The organism is Tatumella sp. UCD-D_suzukii (assembly GCF_000611875.2).
GTDB lineage: Bacteria > Pseudomonadota > Gammaproteobacteria > Enterobacterales > Enterobacteriaceae > Tatumella > Tatumella ptyseos.
This window is the reverse complement of the sequence record NZ_JFJX01000072.1, coordinates 113151-135381: the sequence shown is the minus strand read 5'-3', so window position 1 is coordinate 135381 and position 22231 is coordinate 113151. Positions and strand designations below refer to the sequence as shown.

General features: G+C 52.1%; 19 protein-coding genes, 4 tRNA genes, 1 other RNA gene and 1 pseudogene. 4 read left to right on the top strand and 21 right to left on the bottom strand.

What is annotated here, in order from left to right; genetic code table 11:
• The first annotated feature begins 53 nt into the window (after positions 1-53).
• Positions 54-914 carry an SUMF1/EgtB/PvdO family nonheme iron enzyme gene (locus tag CG67_RS17200; RefSeq protein ID WP_025904160.1) on the top strand — a complete coding sequence of 287 codons (861 nt, stop codon included), beginning with the start codon at positions 54-56 and terminating at the stop codon, positions 912-914.
• Between the two features lie 614 nt (positions 915-1528).
• On the opposite strand, the pseudogene CG67_RS18395 reads toward CG67_RS17200, so the two are convergent.
• The 20 genes and pseudogenes from CG67_RS18395 to trxA all read right to left on the bottom strand — a co-directional run.
• Positions 1529-1657: pseudogene (locus tag CG67_RS18395) on the bottom strand (IS3 family transposase); the annotation flags it as partial.
• Positions 1658-1817: 160 nt separating this feature from the next.
• Complete coding sequence (locus tag CG67_RS17195; RefSeq protein ID WP_025904159.1) at positions 1818-2072, bottom strand: Txe/YoeB family addiction module toxin; 255 nt, start codon at positions 2070-2072, stop codon at positions 1818-1820.
• Positions 2069-2320 carry a YoeB-YefM toxin-antitoxin system antitoxin YefM gene (gene yefM / locus CG67_RS17190; RefSeq protein WP_025904158.1) on the bottom strand — a complete coding sequence of 84 codons (252 nt, stop codon included), beginning with the start codon at positions 2318-2320 and terminating at the stop codon, positions 2069-2071. Before yefM ends, CG67_RS17195 begins: the two co-directional genes overlap by 4 nt.
• 951 nt (positions 2321-3271) lie before the next feature.
• A non-coding RNA gene (locus CG67_RS17780) (RtT sRNA) lies at positions 3272-3384 on the bottom strand.
• Positions 3385-3414: 30 nt separating this feature from the next.
• A tRNA-Pro gene (locus CG67_RS17185) sits at positions 3415-3491 on the bottom strand.
• Between the two features lie 30 nt (positions 3492-3521).
• Positions 3522-3608 (bottom strand) — tRNA-Leu (locus tag CG67_RS17180).
• A 15-nt stretch (positions 3609-3623) separates the two neighbouring features.
• Positions 3624-3699, bottom strand: a tRNA-His gene (locus CG67_RS17175).
• An 83-nt stretch (positions 3700-3782) separates the two neighbouring features.
• Positions 3783-3859, bottom strand: a tRNA-Arg gene (locus CG67_RS17170).
• A gap of 149 nt (positions 3860-4008) precedes the next feature.
• Positions 4009-4749, bottom strand: a complete 741-nt coding sequence (wecG, locus tag CG67_RS17165) for a lipopolysaccharide N-acetylmannosaminouronosyltransferase (protein ID WP_025904157.1) — start codon at positions 4747-4749, stop codon at positions 4009-4011.
• 18 nt (positions 4750-4767) lie between these two features.
• Entirely contained in the window at positions 4768-6126 is a 1359-nt protein-coding gene (wzyE, locus tag CG67_RS17160) for an ECA oligosaccharide polymerase (RefSeq protein ID WP_025904156.1), read from the bottom strand.
• Positions 6123-7205: a TDP-N-acetylfucosamine:lipid II N-acetylfucosaminyltransferase gene (locus CG67_RS17155; protein WP_025904155.1), complete on the bottom strand. Its 1083-nt coding sequence runs from the start codon at positions 7203-7205 to the stop codon at positions 6123-6125. The genes wzyE and CG67_RS17155 overlap by 4 nt, the downstream gene beginning before the upstream one ends.
• Entirely contained in the window at positions 7202-8449 is a 1248-nt protein-coding gene (wzxE, locus tag CG67_RS17150; protein ID WP_025904154.1) for a lipid III flippase WzxE, read from the bottom strand. The genes CG67_RS17155 and wzxE overlap by 4 nt, the downstream gene beginning before the upstream one ends.
• Positions 8449-9579: a dTDP-4-amino-4,6-dideoxygalactose transaminase gene (gene rffA / locus CG67_RS17145; protein ID WP_025904153.1), complete on the bottom strand. Its 1131-nt coding sequence runs from the start codon at positions 9577-9579 to the stop codon at positions 8449-8451. Before rffA ends, wzxE begins: the two co-directional genes overlap by 1 nt.
• Positions 9566-10273, bottom strand: coding sequence for a dTDP-4-amino-4,6-dideoxy-D-galactose acyltransferase (gene rffC, locus CG67_RS17140; RefSeq protein WP_025904152.1), 708 nt, complete (start codon positions 10271-10273; stop codon positions 9566-9568). The genes rffA and rffC overlap by 14 nt, the downstream gene beginning before the upstream one ends.
• Positions 10274-10302: 29 nt before the next feature.
• Entirely contained in the window at positions 10303-11562 is a 1260-nt protein-coding gene (wecC, locus tag CG67_RS17135) for a UDP-N-acetyl-D-mannosamine dehydrogenase (RefSeq protein WP_025904151.1), read from the bottom strand.
• On the bottom strand, positions 11559-12689 hold the full coding sequence (gene wecB / locus CG67_RS17130) for a non-hydrolyzing UDP-N-acetylglucosamine 2-epimerase (RefSeq protein WP_025904150.1): 1131 nt from the start codon (positions 12687-12689) through the stop codon (positions 11559-11561). The genes wecC and wecB overlap by 4 nt, the downstream gene beginning before the upstream one ends.
• 38 nt (positions 12690-12727) lie before the next feature.
• Positions 12728-13567, bottom strand: a complete 840-nt coding sequence (locus CG67_RS17125) for a Wzz/FepE/Etk N-terminal domain-containing protein (RefSeq protein WP_025904149.1) — start codon at positions 13565-13567, stop codon at positions 12728-12730.
• A 33-nt stretch (positions 13568-13600) separates the two neighbouring features.
• Positions 13601-14683, bottom strand: a complete 1083-nt coding sequence (gene wecA, locus CG67_RS17120) for a UDP-N-acetylglucosamine--undecaprenyl-phosphate N-acetylglucosaminephosphotransferase (RefSeq protein ID WP_025904148.1) — start codon at positions 14681-14683, stop codon at positions 13601-13603.
• A 257-nt stretch (positions 14684-14940) separates the two neighbouring features.
• A complete protein-coding gene (rho, locus tag CG67_RS17115) occupies positions 14941-16200 on the bottom strand; it encodes a transcription termination factor Rho (protein ID WP_025904147.1) in 1260 nt (419 codons plus the stop codon).
• 346 nt (positions 16201-16546) lie between these two features.
• A complete protein-coding gene (gene trxA, locus CG67_RS17110) occupies positions 16547-16879 on the bottom strand; it encodes a thioredoxin TrxA (RefSeq protein ID WP_025904146.1) in 333 nt (110 codons plus the stop codon).
• A gap of 117 nt (positions 16880-16996) precedes the next feature.
• Between trxA and rhlB the strand changes: the two genes are divergently transcribed.
• On the top strand, positions 16997-18286 hold the full coding sequence (gene rhlB / locus CG67_RS17105) for an ATP-dependent RNA helicase RhlB (protein WP_025904145.1): 1290 nt from the start codon (positions 16997-16999) through the stop codon (positions 18284-18286).
• 7 nt (positions 18287-18293) lie between these two features.
• Entirely contained in the window at positions 18294-19778 is a 1485-nt protein-coding gene (gene gppA, locus CG67_RS17100) for a guanosine-5'-triphosphate,3'-diphosphate diphosphatase (protein WP_025904144.1), read from the top strand.
• 32 nt (positions 19779-19810) lie between these two features.
• Here gppA and rep read toward each other — a convergent pair whose 3' ends face one another.
• A complete protein-coding gene (rep, locus tag CG67_RS17095; RefSeq protein WP_025904143.1) occupies positions 19811-21838 on the bottom strand; it encodes a DNA helicase Rep in 2028 nt (675 codons plus the stop codon).
• An 80-nt stretch (positions 21839-21918) separates the two neighbouring features.
• On the opposite strand from rep, the gene ppiC reads away from it, so the two are divergent.
• Positions 21919-22200, top strand: a complete 282-nt coding sequence (gene ppiC / locus CG67_RS17090) for a peptidylprolyl isomerase PpiC (protein WP_025904142.1) — start codon at positions 21919-21921, stop codon at positions 22198-22200.
• Positions 22201-22231: the final 31 nt, after the last annotated feature.

Genomic DNA, 22231 nt, shown 5'->3' with positions numbered 1-22231 from the left:
CACTCCTGCACAGCTGTACCACCTACATCATTACCCAACACGGACGATAAACCATGACCGGACAGACTCTTTCACGCCTTAGCCTGACAGCACTGGTTCTGGTCGTCATCACCGGCTGTCGTGATGAACAAAAAAATAAAGCCGACCAGGACGCACTGGTCCGTACTTCACTGGATAATCTGGTGACAGTGAAAGGCGGTGAGTTTCAGATGGGAGATTTTGGCCCTCTGGTGGCTGAAAAACTGCCCTACAACTTCGACCTGGACACTCCCCTTCATCCGGTTACGCTGTCCGACTTCCGTATCGGGAAATACCGCGTCACCTGGGGAGAGTTTAATCGCTGGCTCGTTATTCAGGGGCGGGATAAGAACGTCATCTACCAGACGATTTTTCAGGGAAAATATTTCAGTAAAGAAGACAAAGCTGCGCTGGGGGAAATATATCCTGCCACGGCAAGCTGGCAGGACGCCCGCGAATACTGCCAGTGGCTAGGGAAAGTAAGTAACCGCAGCATGGACCTGCCCACCGAAGCGCAGTGGGAATACGCCGCCCGCAGCAGGGGACAGTTTCTGATTTACGCTAACAGCACTAACCGCTGGTACTACGATTACGACAACGCCCGTAACTTTACCTCCAGCATGCACAAAAAACCTGTCGGTAGTTTCCCTCCCAATCCTCTTGGTCTCTACGACATGATGGGAAACGGCGCTGACTGGGTAAAAGACTGGTATGCGAAAGACTACTACAGTCATTCACCCGAAAACGATCCGCAGGGGCCGGCATCCGGTGAGAAAAAAGTACGTAGGGGTCTTATTGCCGGCACTGATTCCTATACGATAACCCGCAACAGTAAAAAGCCAGATAGCGAATGGGGTTCGGAATTCCGCTGCGTGGAGAACAGTCCTTTGAAGTGATGAAATTAAACATAACCCCCCTTACCGGCACCGCCCCGGATGCACTCAGCGCGATTTTCAGCCCTGAGCTATATAAATGTATCTTTCTCCGGAATCGCGCTGAGAGATTTTCAGGGGTATGCACCGGAGTGACTGACGGCAGGCTTCATCCTGAATTCAGGACGAAACCGTCAAAAAAACGGACTGACGTATCCCCTCAGCGCAGGAACGGCCCGGGCCTTGACCCGGTGAACTCCCCCTCCTGGCGCACCGCTGCCCGATCTGCCTGCATTTTTTCAGCGTAACGCTGCGCCCCTGTCTGCGGCTCGTCCTGGACGCATTCATTCGCTCATCGGTGCGATATCGCGATAATTCGCCGGGATGTGTTCCCGGAGACAATCGGGGGGATTTTTGTCTCAGGTCTATGGGTAAGGAATCTGGTTATTGTTTTTTATCTCAGAAAAGGAATATTCAGTTTGTTTGCGGTTTTTTATTATCAGTACAGTGAGTATTCCGTTCGTTTTTTTTTCAGGCAGGCTGATCTTACCTGGCATTGGTGGGCACGCGACTAAGTGAGTAAACTCTTAATCAGAGGTGACTCAAATGATAAAATCCGTATCAACCACCAAAAAACCGGAAACAGCATACGCCTGAATTCCGCCGAAACGTGAACGCCACTGATAAAAACTGGCATTGCTCATGCTATGTTCGCACCACAATCCGGGCACCGGCGTTCCTGCCCCGGCGTGTTTCAGAATGGCCATAATCTGACTGTAAGACGTGATTTTTTCATAGAAATCTACTCAGTTCAGACTACGAGAAAATTCTACGGCTGAACACAGCGGTCTTTCGGGAAGATGACCGTAGCGCAGCAGGTATTTGAGCAAACTATGAAAAACACTAAACGACGGATGTAGTGGGCAGTCAGTAATGATAACGGCAAGATGCTATCAACAGAGAATCATCGCTTACAGCGTAAACAAATCGATGTTCTGCCGTTATCCTTCGGGACCAAAACCCCGCAAGATTATATTTAAGTGGCTCTGGTTTACCCTTCCCCTCAAACGGAGTTCTGCTGGCATCTTTGATAAGTTCATTGATCTTTTTAACTGTCTTTTTATCCGCATTTTGCCAGTAAAGATAATCTTCCCACGCTTCTTCAGACCAAATCAGTTTCACTCAATGACATTCCTTTCTACACCATTGCCATTTTTCAGGCTATCGACTGAATCCATTAGTCGGCGGGCATTTTTGGGAGAGCGCAATAAATAAGCGGTTTCTTCAAGTGAATTGAATTCCTCAAGAGACATCAACACACATGATTCACCGTTCTGCCGGGTGATCAGGACAGGGGATCTATCTTCAACAGTCTGAATCATTGTTGCAGAGAGATTTTGACGTGCTTCACTGTAGCTGACAGCTTTCATTTTACATACTCCCATCAATATCATTGTACATTTCAATGTACAATCAAAGTGGTTACTTGTAAAACGGTATTTGCCATAACACCCCACCTCAGACGCCCTGAGACCGTTTTTACGGGGTAAGGCATAAAAACGGCTGATAGCAGGTTTGGGACCTTAACACGGTAACTGAAACTACTTCACGTATGACGGGCGGAACCTGCTCAGAGCGGATACACGGGAAACCGGAGGAGTTTTTTATTATCAGCACGGTGAATATTCCGTTCGCTTTGTGGTAAGGCTTGCTATCTGTAATCCGCTGCGGGCGACCGGGCAAAGGGCGCCAGGCCGCGCCCTCTGCACTCCCGGCCCTGCGACAAGCCTGCCCGCCGCTGCGCGGTACCTTCACTCACTCATATGTCCTTTACGGACCGGTCATGATTCGCTCCTGCTCAGCATGACCTCTCGCCGCGTCCCTGCGGCTCGTCCTGGCCACATTCACTCGCTCAGCGGTGCGATGTCGCCCGACCATCGGTGCAGTCATCCGCGGAAAAGCGGATTGTGGTTTTGTTTTAAAAAACTAAACACAAGCTCAGGTGCCCGGAGAGCAGGTTTTGGGGCGCTATCCGCAGCGCCGAACGCAGAGTGACGGCCAGGCTGAGCCGGCATGGACGCCGGCGAAAGCACGGCTGAGCCAGGACGGCGAATCCGGGCGGGCCGTCAGGCCGGAGCGATAAGTGAGGGGACAGCGAGGACCTGCGCCAGGCGCGGATTGTTAAGGCCCGCGCCTTCGGGCCTTAACCCGGCCGCCGCCATGCGCCAACTGAAACTACTTCACGTATGACGGGCGGAATCTGCTCAGAGCGGAAAAGAAAAACAGTGGCACAGCCTGTCAGCCGTTATTAACGCCCCGCCCTCGGGCCTTAAACTTTCTACAGACGTAAAAAAACCCGCCGGAGCGGGTTTCTTCGAACAGGGTCGGCGAGAGAGGATTATTCCCCTTCGGGCCGTTGCTGCGCAACGTTGTCTCGCTTCGCTCGGCTCAAACCTCCTTCGGAGGTTCTCATCCTGTTGACTACAGACGTAAAAAAACCCGCCGGAGCGGGTTTCTTCGAATATGGTCGGCGAGAGAGGATTCGAACCTCCGACCCACTGGTCCCAAACCAGTTGCGCTACCAAGCTGCGCTACTCGCCGAAATACTGCATCTCTTTCTTATTCTTTGCCTGGTGCGAAGAGAGGGACTTGAACCCTCACGTCCGTTAAGACACTAACACCTGAAGCTAGCGCGTCTACCAATTCCGCCACCTTCGCATAACCAGCAAAAAATGGGGTGGCTAATGGGACTCGAACCCACGACAACTGGAATCACAATCCAGGGCTCTACCAACTGAGCTATAGCCACCATATCTTTCTTACTACAACGATGCCAAAAACATCTTTACTACTCTCGCGGTAAACCACCGCAGCTCTTGCGCATAAACCAAATGGCGCGCCCGACAGGATTCGAACCTGAGACCTCTGCCTCCGGAGGGCAGCGCTCTATCCAGCTGAGCTACGGGCGCTTAGCGCCGTTGCGGATGCGGATATTACGGGTTTGAGGTGATCCTGTCTAGTGCTTTTTAAATAAAAAAATTCATTTGCTTACTGAATGCACAGTTTGAGCGAAGATCCATCACAAAGAACAATAATCCACCGCAATACGGCTACTGACTCATAATTTTCCCAGCCAGTGATACTTTTGGTAACGGAGGAGTCTGAGTTGTCTGCGCCAGCGTGAAGGTTGCTTAATCAGCCGGTATAACCACTCCAGTCCCATTTTCTGCCATAACAGAGGCGCACGCTTAACCCGACCGCTGAACACATCATAAGTCCCGCCTACCCCCATATAGAGGGCATCAGGATAAATTTCACGGCAACGGCGAATAAAAAGCTCCTGACGCGGTGAGCCCATAGCCACTGTCACTATCTTTGCCCCGCTCCCGGCGATTGCACGGATCACGCCCTCTGTTTGCTGTTCAGTAAAATAGCCGTCCTGTGTTCCAGCCACCGGCACGGCCCACTGCTGCCGGAGTTTATCGCAGGTGTACTCCAGTACCTCTGCCTGCCCGCCAACCAGAAAAACAGGGATGCGTTGCTGACCCGCAGATTGCATCAGTGCATACCAGAGGTCGACACCGGCAATGCGGGTCACTTTACTGCCCGGATATTTCTTCCGTATAGAACGGACAATACTGATGCCGTCTGCATAATTAAATTCTGACGCAGATAAAATAGCCTGCACCTGTGGATCCTGTTCTGCCGTCAGAATTTTTTCTGCATTAATCGCTACCAGCATCCCGCAACGGGGATGCTGCGGAGGTAGCAGAAAATCCGTGAATTCACTGAGGGAGCTAAAACCATACAGGGGTACCCCCCGTATACTGTAGGGCGGCTTCGCGAACGAATAACTCATGTACTTATTGTCCTGCAATTACTGATTTTTGATAGCTAACACGGCATCTGCTTCCGTTATAGTACGGTCACGGATCACGCCTGAACTCTTCAGGAACCAGAAAACCGTTTTAGCCACCAGTAAAGAAAAAAGAAAAATAACACTAAAGAAAACAATCCGGGAGCCAAAGGCATCCAGCCCCTCGCGGGCCAGTACTATCATGTTAAAAATAGCACCGAAGCAAAAACTGTTCAGTACCGCAGCGGTATAACGGTTTTTCTCCTGCTGCGCCTGTCGGTAGATAGCATCGAAACCTTTGATAATCAGTCCGACAACAACCGCACCGGGAGCCAGCAACCAGGCTCCGCCCATCACCACCAGCGAACCTATCAGTGTCGGGGAAATAGCCAGCCCGGAATGATTGTGCAGCACATCCCAGGTAAAGTAATTAGCACTGTTCAGTACCGTGGCCGGACGACCATGCCATAACCAGCCAGGGATAAAGACATAGAAGTCACGCCACATCGGTGCCAGTCCCTGAAACTCTATCCGGTGGTAGTTGCTGAGTAATAACCCCAGATTTTCCCACGGTGAGAAAGTATCACGGGTAAGGTAGAGAAAAGTGTAGAAAGCTTCTGACCCCGATACCTGGAGGTTATAACGTCGAAGTGCCAGCCAGAACATCGCGACTACCGATAAAATCCCGGCCGAAATCAGCGTCGTCAGGTTAATCCAGCCACGGGTAATACCGATAAACAGAAACAGGGCAAAGGCAATAATGATATTGGCCCGCGTACCGCCGACAATCAGATATGTCAGCACCCCGAACCCCACGGTATACACCAGAAAGATCATCCAGTTTTTCCGTGTCGGCTTCAGAAAATAAACGATAAGCATCGCAGGGATAAAGAAATAGAAAAATCGTTTCAGTGCGACCCCGGAAACCTTACCGGAAAAGATCTGGCTGTAGGAGCTGAGCCTGAACAGTAAAAAACCATTATGCATAAAGAAAACAGCTACGGTGCCAATGGCAATTAATGCCAGTAAACCGCAGAGGATAAGCGTCTCTACCCGATTCATTCTCAGTAGTGCCGGAACCTCTGACGGCCCGTCCCGGCGTAATTTCACTTTATATGTCAGGTAATAGAGGCCATAGAACCCGGTAGCAGAGAGTATTGCCTGTAACAGATATTCCGGGGGCACAACCGGGGCATTAAAGCAAAACACCAGTAAACTGGTTAGCGGGAACCCGAAATAAAATGTCAGTAAAAAAAGCAGAGAGAAAAACAGGTGGAAATTAAACCGCACGCGCCGGAACTCTTTCCAGGTCAGTATCAGCACAAAGTTCAGACAAAGAAGATACACGGTAGCGAGACCGGAAAACTGTAACAGGCTCATACTTCCTCCCCGGATCCCAGCACATGTAACAGCTCGCACCAGCCCTTAAGATAGCCCGGAGAAAGGAAAGCGATGGCGGATTTATCACAGCTTTCCAGCTGCCGGCGGGCTTCATCAATCACCGGCAGAGTCAGTGTATCCCCCTGGAAAAGGACCGGGAGTTTCTGTTCCGTCAGATCACGCCAGAACGGGTTTTCCCGGCTGACAACGAACGGAATATTTTTTTCAATTAATAAACACAAAGTACCAATGCCCTGTTGACGTTGAAAAATAAAATAACCCAGCTGGCAACGCTCCAGCATGCTCTGATAGGCAGGGAAATCCATATTTTCCGTTAATACACTGACTTGCCCGTCCGGAAAATACTGCTCAGCCACTGCCTTTATACGCGCGATATAAGACTGATTACCTGCCGGATACCCCATCGGTACCATCACCCGGACATTCGCGCCAAACTGCCGATGGATCTCTGCCAGAGCCTGTTCATGGCGATTTGTCGGGTCTCCTGAGTTGCCCAGTAAAATCGTCAGCGGTTGAGTGTTATCTGCAGAGGTCTTTCTCTCTGCATTCGCCGGTATTCTGGCCGGGAAATAGAGCAATGAAGCAGGTACGGAGGGCACCCTCTGGTGAAAGTAGCTGATATCTCCCCGTGTTGCCCAAACTCCGGCGACCCGTTTCCTGGCTCTGCGGCGCAGAAGATAAAACAGCCGGAAGCGAAGCTGGCGGGAGTCTTCATAGAGGTCTGCTCCCCAGATATGCCAGTACAATTGATGACGGGCAATTTTCCCGCTGAGTAATGCCAGCCATAGCCAGGGATTAAACTGTCCGTGGCAGAAAAAACGGTAGCGACGATCCGCGGCCAGCTTCACCACAGCCTGTGCGAGGCTTTTTTTATCGGCAAAAACCTGTAGTTCCAGCGAAGTGAATTCAGCCAGCGACTCCGGGGCAGAAGAGACCACCATAAATTTCCTTGCCTGTGCCGCCGGGACCTGCGCTGCCAGTTGATCATTAAAGAAACGGAGCAACGTCAGGTTATGATGGGGAATATCTGCGCCAAGCAGATGAATCAATGTCGTCATTTTCGATACCAAAACAAAAATACCGCCCCGCACAGGGCAAAATAAATCATATAACTCAGTGCATAAGCCTGTACTGCGCCGGTAACCCCATGGACCGGGATCAGCCAGTATGCGCTGGCCATCAGCAGAACAAACTGACTGACCTCGGTGAGAAGATAAAAACGCAGGGAAGCTCTGGCAATCACCAGGTAACCGAATACGTAAGCACCAACCTTGAAGAAATCTCCGGTCAGTTGCCAGACGAACAGATCGCGCATTGCGCTGAACTTCGGTGAAAATAGCAGCCAAATCGCCACATCACGCAGCAGCCAGACCATGATCGCCACAGCAGCGACGACCGGCAATACAAAGCGTAATGCCCGCCCTATTTCCCTGGCAACATCCTGTTTGCGGGTCAGCCGGGCCAGCGTTGGTAACAACCAGACACTGAAGGTTGCAGTGATAAATTGCAGCCAGGCATCTGAAATACTGCTCACTCCCTGCCATAAACCGACTTCCTGCCATCCCGCATGCGCCGCCAGCAGGTTACGCATCATAATCCAGGCCACCGGTAACGTCAGCGCCGTCATCATTGCCATCAAGGTATAGCGGAATAATTGCGCAGCCATCTGCGGATGCCAGCGCGGAACAAACCAGTGCCACTGAAGCGGCGTTCTGCCCTTCAGCATCCCTATCGCCGGGAGAAGGGTTACCGCCGGCACCAGAGCCAGCCCGACCAACGCTCCGGAATAGCCTCCGGCCAGCCAGCTCAGCAGATACCCCCCCACCCCCAGCAGGCTGCCCCCGGCAACCACCAGCGCATTGCCCCTGGCATCACGGAAGCCTTTCAGTTGAGCCTGCAGCAGGTTTGCCCAGGCAATACCGGCCTGCAGAAAAGCGACAATCCGGATCACCTGGCGGTACTGTTCATTCCCGAAAAGCATCTCACTGATCGGGGCGGCGGCCAGCAGCAGTACGAAGGCCAGTAAAAGAGAAGCCCCCGATACGATAGCCGAAGAGGTGGCCGTCAGTGCGCGTAGCTTTTCCGGTTGCTGCTGATACTCTGCAGTGAATCGTGTGACGCCATTAAAAATGCCGGCACCGGCCATCACTCCCAGAACGGTGATCAGTTGCCGGAAGTTTCCTGCCAGCCCAATCCCTGCCGGGCCATAACTGACCGCCAGTAATTTGACCACCAGTAGTCCGCACAGAATTTTGGTCAGTGTGGATAATGACGTCCAGAGGGAGGCTCTAGCCAGTGACATCAGCGAAAGAAACTCATCAGTGAGCTGATAACCGTCTTCTGATTGTTATCTGTCAGATTGTAAAACAGTGGTAACCGCAGCAATCGTTCACTCTGTAAAGTGGTGTAACGATCTTCCCCGTGGAAACGTCCGAACTGTTCCCCGGCCGGAGAACTGTGCAACGGAATATAGTGAAATACCGCCAGAATCTCGGCTTCTTTCATCCAGGCAATAAGCCTCTCCCGGGTGTCATTGTCTTCAAGCAGGATATAAAACATATGGGCATTGTGGGTACACCCTTCCGGCACTACCGGTAATGTCAGACGCCCCTGACGGGCCAAAGGTTGCAGGGCCGAATAATAATTATTCCACAATGCCAGACGCCGCTGATTAATCTGCTCCGCAGATTCCAGCTGAGCCCACAAATAGGCTGCCTGTAAATCCGACATCAGGTAACTGGATCCCAGGTCACGCCAGGTATATTTGTCTGTCTGCCCGCGGAAAAACTGACTACGATTGGTTCCTTTTTCCCGGATGATTTCGGCACGTGCGACCAGTTCAGGATCATTAATCAGCGTCGCCCCCCCCTCTCCGCCGGCAGTATAATTTTTGGTTTCATGGAAACTGAAACACCCGATATGTCCGATAGAGCCTAACGGCCGCCCTTGATAAGCAGACATGACCCCCTGAGCAGCATCCTCTATCAGATAGAGTTTATGTTTTTCGGTCAGCCGGACAAGGGCATCCATTTCACAGGGGACACCGGCATAATGGACCACCACTATTGCCCGGGTTTTATCGGTGATTGCCGCTTCAACCCGCGTTTCGTCAATATTAAGAGTATCCGGACGAATATCGACAAAGACGATGCGCGCACCGCGCAGGACAAACGCATTCGCGGTGGAGACGAAGGTATAACTCGGCATGATGACTTCATCGCCCGGCACAATATTAATCAGCAGTGCTGCCATTTCCAGCGAAGCCGTACAGGAAGGAGTCAGCAGCACCTTATGGCTCCCGGACTGCTGCTCCATCCATTGCTGGCAGCGTCGGGTAAACCCGCCATCGCCGCTCAGCTTTCCGCTTTCCATTGCCGAGCGCATATAGTCAATTTCACTGCCTGTTACCGGAGGAGAATTAAAGGGGATCATCTGTTTTCCTGTATAGCCAATATGCCGTATTTTCCAGCCGCGCACCGCTACGAAGATAGAGCCGCATTGCTGCCAGGTTACTAAGCTGCGTCGTAATATGTAGCTGCGTGACACCCCTTACCCGCCCCCGGTCGGCCGCGGCAAACAACAAACGCTGGCCGACGCCTTTCCCCCGGGCATCAGGTAAAACAGCGAGCAGACCAATACGCGCCTGCTCTCCGGTTTCACGGACTGAAACAAATCCTTCCAGCCGCCCCTGTGCATCACAGGCGACCAGGCACTGATCATCGAAAGTGCCCTTCACGGCATTTTCAATCCATTGGGCGTAAAATCGCCGGCAGTCATCCTCGTTAAACCACGGGGCACGAAAGCGGCTTTGCAGAAAGGCACTACCCGCCGCCTGGCGTAACTCCGGGATCTGTCCCGGCCGTGCGATACGCACACCGGTCTGGCGCGCGGTTTGCCTGAGCGTCATCACCAGAGAAGCTTCACCTTCTGCCAGCCGGAAACCAAGACGGTTTAGCGTACCGAGACTTTCGTAATCCTCTGCGCTGACTCTGGCCTGTAACAGGTGATATTGCTGCATCACCTCCGCCGGCAGCGTCTGATCACCACCTGGCGTAAACCGGCCTATCCGGCTACCGAAAAATTCAGATTCCCATTCGAGAAAAGAAATACTGCCGTTGATTAGCATCTGCACTCCCTGTCTGTTTGCGTTCAGGTTTATCCCCAGATGCCCCGGGTATCTACTCTGTGCCGATCAGCGAGCAGCGCCGGGTCAATGTGCAGGAACTGTTGATGATCCACCAGCATAACCAGGATATCAGCGTGCTGCAGGGCGTGGGTACTGTCAGCCAGCGTCACTTTGCCCGCTAACGTGGCCGGAACGGTATCAATATGTGGTTCCACCACCAGTACCTCTCCCTGATGCCAGTCACTGATCATCTCCGCCACATGCAGTGCCGGGCTTTCACGTAAATCATCAATGTTGGCTTTAAAGGCCAGTCCGAAACAGGCGATGCGGATGTCCGCAGCACGCTTGCCGGTAGCATTCAGGCAGTCTGCCAGTTGCTGTTTTACCTGGTTAAGTACCCATTGCGGTTTACTGTCATTCACTTCCCTGGCCGTACGGATAAGACGGGCCTGTTGCGGGTTTTGTGCCACAATAAACCACGGGTCAACGGCGATACAGTGGCCGCCTACCCCGGGTCCCGGCTGCAGAATATTGACCCGGGGATGCCGGTTAGCCAGTGCGATCAGTTGCCAGACATTGATCTGTTGTTCATCACAAATCATGGAAAGCTCATTAGCAAAGGCAATATTAACATCGCGGAAACTGTTTTCAGTCAGCTTGCACATTTCTGCGGTACGGTCGTCGGTCCTGACACATTCTCCTTTCAGAAACAGGCGGTATAGCTCACAGGCGCGTTCAGCACATCGTTCAGTCATTCCCCCCACGACCCGATCATTATGGACCAGTTCCGTCATGATTTTTCCGGGCAACACCCGCTCGGGACAATAGGCAATGTGAATATCCGGCTGTTCACTCTGCGGCGGAAAGACCAAATCAGGCCGTAGCGCAGCGAGCCACCCGGCAAGCTGGCCCGTGGTACCGACCGGTGAGGTCGATTCCAGGATCACCAGATCACCTTTTTTCAGCACCCCGGCAATGGACTCTGCCGCAGCACGGACATAACGTAAATCCGGCTGATGATCCTGAGCAAAAGGCGTCGGCACGGCGATGAGAAAGGCATCTGCCGGCTCCGGTGTTACTGCTGCCCGTAAATAGCCGTCGCGGACGGCCCGGGCCACAACCTGATCAAGATCCGGTTCGATAATATGGATATTACCGCGATTGATGATATCAACGGTGCGCGGGTTCACATCGATACCAATCACTTTTTGTTTCTCAGAGGCAAAAACTGCCGCCGTTGGCAGGCCGATATAGCCGAGGCCGACAACAGAAATCGTTCCAAAACTCATAACGTTACTCTGTGCTGTTTTAATATTTTTATAATTTGCTGACAGGCGGTACCGTCGCCATACGGATTATGTGCCCCGCTCATGGTCTGGCGGTGAGCAGCATCCTGTAATAATAAGGATGCCTGCTCCACAATCTTCGTGATATCCGTACCGACCAGTCGCACTGTTCCTGCCGCAACCGCTTCAGGACGCTCCGTCGTCTCACGCATCACCAGTACCGGGATGCCCAGTGCGGGAGCTTCTTCCTGAATCCCGCCGGAATCTGTCAGGATCAACCGTGCACGGTTCATCAGCCAGACAAAAGGTAAGTAATCCTGTGGCTCTATCAGGAAAATATTGGTGATATCCCCGAGGATCCGTCTGACCGGTGCACTGACATTCGGATTAAGATGTACCGGATACACTATCTGAACCTCCGGGTGCCGGACAGCCAGTTCGGCCAGCGCACTGCAAATCCGCTCAAACCCCTGACCAAAGCTTTCTCTGCGGTGGCCGGTAACCAGTATCATCGGTTGTTCCGGGTTGAGAAAGGGGTATCGTGCCGCCAGTTGTTGCTCCAGCGTGCTGTCTCCGAGAATTTTGGCTCTTACCGACAATAACGCATCAATGACCGTGTTGCCGGTCACAAAGATCCGATCTGCGGGAATGTTTTCCCGCAACAGGTTCTCACGCGAACAGTCGGTAGGCGCAAAATGAAAGCGGGCCAGGTGCCCGGTAATTTTGCGGTTACCCTCTTCGGGCCAGGGAGAAAACAGATCACCGGTACGCAATCCGGCCTCGATATGGCCGACCGGAATCCGCTGATAATAGGCGGCCAGACTGGCGGCCATAGTCGTGGTCGTATCTCCATGTACCAGAAGAATATCAGGGCGAAACTCTGCCAGTACCTGTTGCAGACCTTGCAGGATACGGCAGGTAATGGCGGTCAAATCCTGGCCGGGCCGCATGATATCGAGATCGTAATCCGGTTGCAGCCGGAATAAACGTAATACCTGGTCAAGCATTTCACGGTGCTGCGCCGTCACACATAAGCGTGATTCAATCTGCTCATCACCGGCCAGTGCGGTAACCAGGGGAGCCATTTTTATGGCTTCCGGACGCGTGCCGAACACTGTCAGTACTTTCACAACGGCTCCTTTCGGATCGAGCGGTTTATCTGCCACCATCAGGTCACCTGACGACGACTAATCGCAATGATCGCACCCGCGATCGCCCCGGTCACACCCCACAGCACCATGAGCAGCATCAGACGCGGGCTTTCACGGCTGACGGGGGGCTCAGGGGAACGTAAATAACGCCATGTGCGGATATCTTCCGACAATCGGGGCTCAGCGCCTAACGGTGTTACCGGCGAGACTGACGATGCCGGGGGCGTCCTCGTGTCTGCGGCTGCCGGTGATTTTACCGACCGGATCTGGTTTGCCCGCCACTGACTTTGCCATTCTTCCCGTAAATTACTGTTCAGCACATTGACCGCCCGCTGACTGGCAAAGCGGACATAGTCGCTCAGTAAGCGGCTGGAAGCCGCCGCATTATCAGCCAGCAGTACCACCGTATCATGGGTCCCTCGGGCCGCATCTGCTGGCTGAAAGCGGATATCACTGATCAGCCGGTCAAGGATCCTGGCCTGCCGGTCAGGATGCGCCTTCACTTTATCGAGGAAATAATCTGAACGACGCCAGAAATCACGACGACTGTCCCAGGAGGAGAGCTGTAACAGAAATTCCTGATAAACCTCATCACAGACGGCAGAAGCATTCAGCGCCGATGAGTTGTCCCCTTCCAGCAGTGTCAGCAGTTGCCGCTGGTCGTAATAAACGGCCAACTGACTCAGTTGTGGCCGGTCAACAATCGCCGTTGAGCTCCAGACCTGTCTTGCCCAGTGTGCATAACCCGCGGCCAGTAACACGCCAGCCAAAGCCATACCGGTGATCAGGATTTTTCCCCGCCACAGCCGCCTGAATAACAGCGCAATATCCAGTTCATTTTCAACAGATGAAGTCATACAGGTCAGTCCTTATTACCGGGGAGACCCGGGTTAATCCCGATCGTTACGATCATTATGCAGGCTATGCCAGCGACGTTTCTGCCGGCGGATAAGTCTGGCCACCCGCCAGGCATGCCGCAGGCAATAGCCGTAGCCTGAAAAAGCCACCAGAAATAACGCCATCATTCCCCATTCCGGGACAGAGAGATACTCCCCCATGACCCCGATAGCGGCGAGTATCGCAGCAGACAGAGTGATCAATAAAAATGCCTGACGGGAACTGAATCCGGCACGCATGATAAGGTGATGGATATGTTGGCGATCGGCAGAAAACGGACTCATCCCTTTATGTAAACGGCGATACATAATGGCCACCATATCCATTAACGGAATAGCGATGATCCAGAGCGCGGTGACCGGCCGGATATCATGCATCGGGCCCTGAGTTGCTTCGAGCAGTATCCAGATAATCGTAAAACCAATCATCGTACTGCCGGCATCGCCCATAAACACTTTATAGCGTCGGCCGAGTAACCCGAGGTTGAGTAAGATATAAGGCAGTGTGGCGGCAATCATCGCAAAGCACCAAAACGCCAGGCTGAGTTCCCCTTTCAGGAAAAGGATAATCCCTAATGCACAGAAACTGACGCTCGACAGTCCGCCCAGCAGACCGTCAATACCATCGACCATATTGAAGGCATTGATCGCCGCCCAGACAGCAAAGAGTGTCAGCAAATAGCCGAAAGGCCCGACACTGAGTTCGATGGGACCAATGACAAAGCCAAAACTTATCAGATAGTGGTCTGCTCCGGCCATCATCATAATAGCAATGACTGCCTGTACCAGCGCACGTAGTTTGACACTGATATCGAACCGGTCATCCAGCGCTCCCACCAGCACCAATACACCTGCGCAGCAGAGGTATAGCGTGGCGTGCGGCTGATAGCTGTTCGTCAGCAGAAGGGCAAAACAGATGCCGGCAAAAACCGAGATCCCGCCGACCAGAGGAATAGCTCCCTGATGACGTTTCCGGTAATCCGGCCTATCCACCAGTCCTACTTTTTTCGCCAGCTTGCGGGCAAAAAATAAAAATCCCAGCGAGAAAAGAAAAGTCAGACACAGTTCAGAACTCATCTCGAGTAAATTCACATTAAACGCTCTCAGTTAGAATTCTCACTACGATAAAAAAATCCCTGATGTTTTTACCTTAATTCAGAGAGTGAGTTCTGTGCTGCTGGCGACATTCTTCGCAGATGTGGTCTGCATATGTGGCTCCGTCACAAATATCCCTGTCCCTGTTAATGCTATAACCTGTGCAATAAAAACGCCACGTAAAGACGTGGCGTTTTACTACTTTCAACAAATTCCTATAAACGGAACAAAACGTTATTTTACGAACGTTTCATCATATCGAAGAATTCTTCGTTCGTTTTAGTCATCGCAAGTTTGTTGATCAGGAATTCCATCGCATCAATCTCACCCATCGGGTGGATAATTTTACGCAGGATCCACATTTTCTGTAGCTCTTCAGGCGTCGTCAGTAACTCTTCTTTACGGGTACCTGAACGATTGTAATCAATGGCCGGGAACACACGTTTTTCTGCAATTTTACGTGACAGATGCAGTTCCATATTACCGGTACCTTTAAACTCTTCATAGATAACTTCATCCATTTTAGAGCCGGTATCCACCAGAGCGGTAGCGATAATCGTCAGGCTTCCGCCCTCTTCTACGTTACGGGCAGCACCAAAGAAACGTTTCGGACGGTGTAACGCATTCGCGTCCACACCCCCGGTCAGAACTTTACCGGACGCTGGCACCACGGTGTTATAGGCACGGGCCAGACGAGTGATGGAGTCCAGCAGGATGATGACATCCTTCTTGTGCTCAACCAGGCGTTTGGCTTTCTCGATAACCATTTCTGCCACCTGAACGTGGCGAGACGCTGGCTCATCGAAAGTCGAAGCAACGACTTCACCTTTGACCAGACGCTGCATCTCCGTCACTTCTTCCGGACGTTCATCGATAAGCAGTACCATCAGCTCACAATCAGGATGATTGTAGGCAATGCTCTGCGCGATGTTCTGCAGCAACATGGTCTTACCTGCTTTCGGTGGCGCGACGATAAGACCACGCTGTCCGCGACCAATTGGCGAAGCCAGGTCCAGAACACGTGCAGTGATATCTTCGGTCGACCCATTACCGCGTTCCATACGCAGACGATTGTTGGCATGCAGCGGGGTAAGGTTTTCGAACAGGATTTTATTGCGGGCGTTTTCAGGTTTGTCGTAGTTAACTTCGTTGACTTTCAGCAGAGCAAAGTAGCGTTCACCTTCTTTCGGCGGGCGTATTTTCCCGGCGATGGTGTCACCCGTACGCAGGTTAAAGCGACGGATCTGGCTCGGCGATACATAAATATCATCCGGACCGGCAAGGTAAGAGCTGTCCGCAGAACGCAGGAAACCAAAGCCATCCTGCAGGATTTCCAGAACACCATCACCAAAGATGTCTTCACCACTTTTCGCGTGCTGCTTAAGAATGGCAAAAATGATGTCCTGTTTGCGCATACGCGCGAGGTTTTCCAACCCCATATTTTCGCCGAGTGTAATCAGCTCAGACACCGGCGTATTTTTTAATTCGGTAAGATTCATAGTGATGGGTTCTTGACTCGGGGTATTACTCGAAATGTTAGTCATGAGTGGTATGGCAGGAAATCCAGCCTGTAACCTGTAAATAGAAATATGTTAACCAGGAGTCCGGCAAGGAAGTCATCAATAAAAAGAGACAATCTATGACGAGACGGCCTTAATACGACGTGGTGGTAAACCACCGGATTGCTAACCCACTCTGACGGATACACAGACCGGCTTAACAACAGGAAATCTTAGATTCTGACTACTGGTAAGAGCGTAATGCAGTGGGATTAACTTAACACGACAAAAAGCAGACGTCCAGTGATAGCACAAAAATAAGCCACCACCGACGTCTGTTTTGATCTTAACCCAGATTAGCGTTCAGGAATTCTTTCAGCTGACCTTTGGATAACGCCCCGACCTTCGTCGCAGCAACTTCACCATTTTTAAATAACAGTAACGTCGGGATACCACGAATACCGTATTTAGGGGCTGTGCCCGGGTTATCATCGATATTCAGTTTAGCAACCGTCAGTTTGCCCTGATATTCTTCCGCGACTTCATCAAGGATTGGCGCGATCATTTTGCAAGGACCACACCATTCAGCCCAGAAATCTACCAGTGTCACACCTTCCGCTTTCAGCACGTCGGTTTCGAAACTGTCATCGGTCAAGTGAACAATTTTATCGCTGCTCATGTTTTGCTCCACAAAATTATGCCTGGTGAATTGGCGTAAAATGTATCAACGTAAGTTGACTTTATTTCATTGGATACGCTTTCGTAAAGCGACATTAAGCTGATATTCTACCACACTATGAGCAAAACACACTTAACAGAAAAGAAGTTTTCCGACTTCGCGCTGCACTCTCAGGTAGTGAAAGCCCTTGATAGTAAAGGATTTCAATACTGTACACCGATTCAGGCACTCGCACTGCCGTACACCCTTTCAGGGCGTGATATCGCGGGTCAGGCGCAAACCGGTACGGGGAAAACGATGGCGTTTCTGACGTCAACGTTCCATTATTTACTCTCTCACCCGGCCGCAGAAGGCCGAAAAGTGAATCAGCCACGGGCATTAATCATGGCTCCGACCCGCGAACTTGCGGTGCAGATCCATGCCGATGCAGAACCCCTGGCACAGAGCACCGGACTACGCCTGGGTCTTGCCTATGGCGGCGACGGTTACGATAAACAGCTGAAAGTTCTGGAACAGGGTGTTGATATCCTGATTGGCACCACCGGCCGACTGATTGATTATGCCAAACAGAACTACATCGACCTGAGCGCTATCCAGGTTGTCGTGCTCGATGAAGCCGATCGGATGTTTGATCTGGGCTTTATTAAAGATATTCGCTGGTTATTCCGCCGTATGCCTGCGGCCTCTCAGCGACTGAATATGCTGTTTTCCGCGACCCTGTCATGGCGTGTGCGTGAACTGGCATTTGAACATATGAACAATGCAGAATATGTCGAAGTTGAACCTGAACAGAAAACAGGTCACCGCATAAAAGAAGAGCTTTTCTACCCGTCTAACGAAGAGAAAATGCGCTTGCTGCAATCACTGGTCGAAGAAGAGTGGCCTGATCGCGCCATTATTTTTGCCAATACCAAACATCGTTGTGAGGATGTCTGGGGTCACCTGGCGGCAGATGGCCACCGTGTCGGACTGTTAACCGGTGATGTACCACAGAAAAAACGTCTGCGTATTCTGGAAGACTTTACTAAAGGGAACCTGGATATTCTGGTCGCAACCGATGTTGCCGCCCGTGGATTACATATCCCGGAAGTGACGCATGTGTTTAACTATGACCTGCCGGATGACCGTGAAGATTACGTTCACCGTATAGGCCGTACCGGGCGTGCCGGTGCCAGCGGACATTCTATCAGCCTCGCGTGTGAAGAATATGCGCTTAACCTGCCAGCCATTGAAGAGTACATTGGCCATAATATCCCGGTCAGTAAGTATAACAGTGAAGCTTTATTGACGGATTTACCTGCCCCTAAACGCCTGGCACGCCGTCCGGCAAATAACAGCCGCAGGAGCAGTAATAATAATCGTCGAAACGGGCCTCCACGCAACAACAACCGCAAACGTTCAGGTTAAGTCAGCCATGCAGAGCGCATCATCACTTTATGCTGCTATTGATTTAGGTTCTAACAGTTTTCATATGCTGGTGGTGCGCGGTATTTCCGGCAGCATCCAGACCGTTGCCAGGATCAAACGTAAGGTGCGCCTGGCGACCGGACTGAGTCAGGAAAATCATCTTTCTGACGAGGCCATGGCCCGGGGCTGGCAATGTTTGCGCTTATTTGCAGAACAACTCCAGGATATTCCCGTCAGCCAAATCCGTGTGGTGGCAACCGCTACCCTGCGTCTGGCGACGAATGCGCAGCAGTTTCTGTCGGTGGCAGAGGATATTCTGGGATGCCCTGTCGAGGTCATCAGCGGCGAAGAAGAAGCCCGTCTTATCTATCAGGGGGTCGCCCATACCACCGGGGGACCTGATCAGCGTCTGGTCGTCGATATCGGGGGCGGCAGTACCGAACTGGTGACAGGCTCAGGGGCAGAAGCGACAGCATTGTTCAGCCTGTCCATGGGCTGTGTCACCTGGCTTGAGCGCTACTTTACCGATCGCTGCCTGACCAAAGCCAATTTTGAGCGTGCAGAGCTCGCGGCGCAGGAAAAAGTCCGCGACGTAGCCGCCGTATTACGCGAACACGGCTGGAAAATCTGCGTCGGCGCTTCAGGTACGGTTCAGGCACTGCAGGAAATCATGGTCGCTCAGGGGATGGATGAACAGATCACCCTGAACAAACTGCTGCAGTTGAAACAGCGGGCTATTCAGTGCGGTAAACTTGAAGAGCTGGAAATTGAAGGGCTGACACTGGAACGTGCGCTGGTTTTCCCCAGTGGTTTGTCCATCCTGATTGCCATTTTCCGTGAGCTGCAGATAGACAGCATGACCCTGGCCGGAGGCGCTCTGCGTGAAGGGCTGGTCTACGGTATGCTGAACCTGCCTATCGATAAAGATATCCGCACCCGGACCTTACATAACATCCAGAACCGTTTTTCTATCGATGCCGAACAGGCAACGCGCGTAGAGCAACTGGCTGAGGTTTTTTTCCGTCAGGTCAGCCAGAGCTGGAAACTGGATGCCCGCTGCCGCGAGTTATTGCTGAGTGCCTGTGCTATTCATGAAATAGGCCTTAGTGTTGACCACCGCCAGGCTCCGCGTCATTCGGCGTATCTGGTCCGCTCGCTCGATCTCCCGGGCTTTACGCCGGCACAGAAAAACCTGCTCTCCTCCTTACTGGAAAACCAGCAGGGAAGCATTGATCTGGCACTCCTGACCCGACAGAATGCTTTGCCGCCCCGCCTGGCAGAACGGATTTGTCGATTGCTGAGACTGGCGATCATCTTTTCCAGCCGGCGTCGTGACAATACGTTACCCGCGGTCAGGCTACAGGCTGATGATGAAGAGATGCATCTGACCCTGCCTGAGGGCTGGCTGGAAGCCCACCCGCTACGTGCAGAGTTTCTGGAACAGGAATGTCATTATCAGAGTTATGTCCACTGGACACTCTCACTGAACTAAGCGGCAATACCGGCCCTTCCGGGCCGGTACACTCAGCCACTCTGCTTTTTGGACTGCTCAAGCATAGCGCGTAAACCTGCCACCCGGCTCTGGCTATTGACCATACGCTCTTCACTACTCATTTTTTTACGTTCCCCTTCCCACACTAAATCGTCCTGCGGTAATTCGAGCAGGAAGCGGCTGGGTTCCGGACGCATCTGTTCCCCGTACTGGCGACGCTCGCGGCACAGAGTAAACGTCAGCTCTTTTTGTGCCCGGGTAATTCCCACATACGCCAGTCGCCGTTCTTCTTCGATATTCTGCTCGTCGATACTGCTCTGATGCGGCAGTAACCCTTCTTCCATCCCGACCAGATACACATAAGGGAATTCCAGGCCTTTTGAAGCATGCAAGGTCATCAGTTGCACCTGATCCTGCTCATCATCGCTTTCTCCCCGTTCCATCATATCGCGCAGGGTAAAACGGGTGACCACCTGAGTCAGCGTCATCGGCTCATCCAGATCCGTGCCTTCCAGCATTTCTGTCATCCAGCGGAACAGAGTATTCACGTTTTTCATCCGCATTTCCGCGGCTTTCGGGCTGGCCGAGCTTTCATATAACCAGCTTTCGTAATCAATACCGTGGATCAGGTCACGGACTGCAGCGACCGGCTCCCGTTCACTGAGAGTAACCAGCGAGTTCACCCAATGGGTAAAGCGCTGTAAATGCTCCAGGCTGCGGGCAGGTAAGCGCTCACCCAGCCCGAGATCAAAGCTGGCATGGAATAAGCTCTTATTCCGTATCCCGGCCCATTCACCCAGTTTTTGCAGCGTCGCCGGGCCAATTTCACGGCGCGGCGTATTCACAATTCTCAGAAATGCACTGTCATCTTCCGGATTCGTTAATACCCTCAGGTAAGCCAGAATATCCTTAATTTCGGGACGGGAGAAGAAAGACGTCCCGCCGGAAATCCGGTAGGGAATACGGTTTTGCATCAGCAACTTTTCAAATACCCGTGACTGATGATTCCCCCGGTACAGAATGGCATAATCCCGGTAGTGGGTTTTGTTGATAAAGTGATGGGCAATCAACTCCCCGGTGACTCTTTCCGCTTCGTGATCTTCATTATTGGCGGTAATAACTTTCAGCAGGCTCCCTTCCCCGAGTTCAGAGAACAGCTTTTTCTCAAACACATGCGGATTATTAGCAATAAGAATATTGGCAGAACGCAGTATGCGCTGGGAAGATCGGTAATTCTGTTCCAGCTTGATCACTTCCAGGGCCGGAAAATCCTGTTTCAGCAGCACCAGGTTCTGTGGCCTGGCACCTCGCCAGGAATATATGGATTGGTCATCGTCACCCACCACCGTGAACCGGGCCCGGGAACCGACCAGTAATTTGACCAGCTGATACTGGCTGGTATTGGTATCCTGATACTCATCAACCAGCAGATAGCGGATACGCTGCTGCCAGCGCTCTCTGACCTGCTCATTACGCTGTAGTAAAAGCGTTGGCAGCAGGATCAGATCATCAAAGTCCAGCACATTGCAGGCTCGCAAATGCTGGTCATACAACTGGTAACAGTGTGCAAAAATAGTCTCCTGTTCGCCGCGTGCGCGATCAGAAGCCCCTGCAGGATCAATCAGATCATTTTTCCAGTTGGAGATCGTCGAAATCAGTTGCTGCAGTAATGCCTTGTCCTCTTCCAGCCAGGGGCGGGTCAGCTCTTTCAAAAGCGCCATCTGGTCCTGATCATCAAACAGGGAGAAGTTCGATTTCATTCCCAGCGCGGCATATTCACGCTTAATGATCTCCAGCCCCAGGGTATGGAAGGTCGAGATAAATAATCCCCGGGCTTCTTTCCGGCCAAGAGTCTGCGCCACACGCTCTTTCATTTCCCGCGAGGCTTTGTTGGTAAAGGTCACCGCGGCGATATGCCGGGCCTGATAACCGCACTCCCGAATAAGGTGGGCAATTTTGTTGGTGATCACACGAGTTTTGCCGGAACCGGCTCCCGCCAGCACCAGACAAGGACCGGTAACATACCCGACGGCATGCTGCTGACCGGGGTTTAAACGCATAAGAAATCGCTCTGTTTGTGGCTTAAAGGATGGTATATAAGGCGGCAAGTATACACATCTCAGATTCAGGGAGTCGAGATATGGCAAAGACAGCCGCCGCATTACATATTCTGGTTAAAGAAGAAGCACAGGCCAGGGAATTATTACTGCGCCTGCAAAAAGGAGCCAGCTTTCAGCAACTGGCGAAAAAACACTCCACCTGCCCCTCCGGCCGGAAAGGCGGTGAATTGGGTGAATTTCGTCGCGGTCAGATGGTGCCGGCATTTGATAAAGCCGTATTTTCCTGCCCGCTACTGACCCCTTATGGCCCGGTAAAAACCAGCTTTGGTTACCATATCATCAAAGTCCTGTGGCGTAGTTGATCAGTCACTGATCAGCGCCACAGTGCTCTGC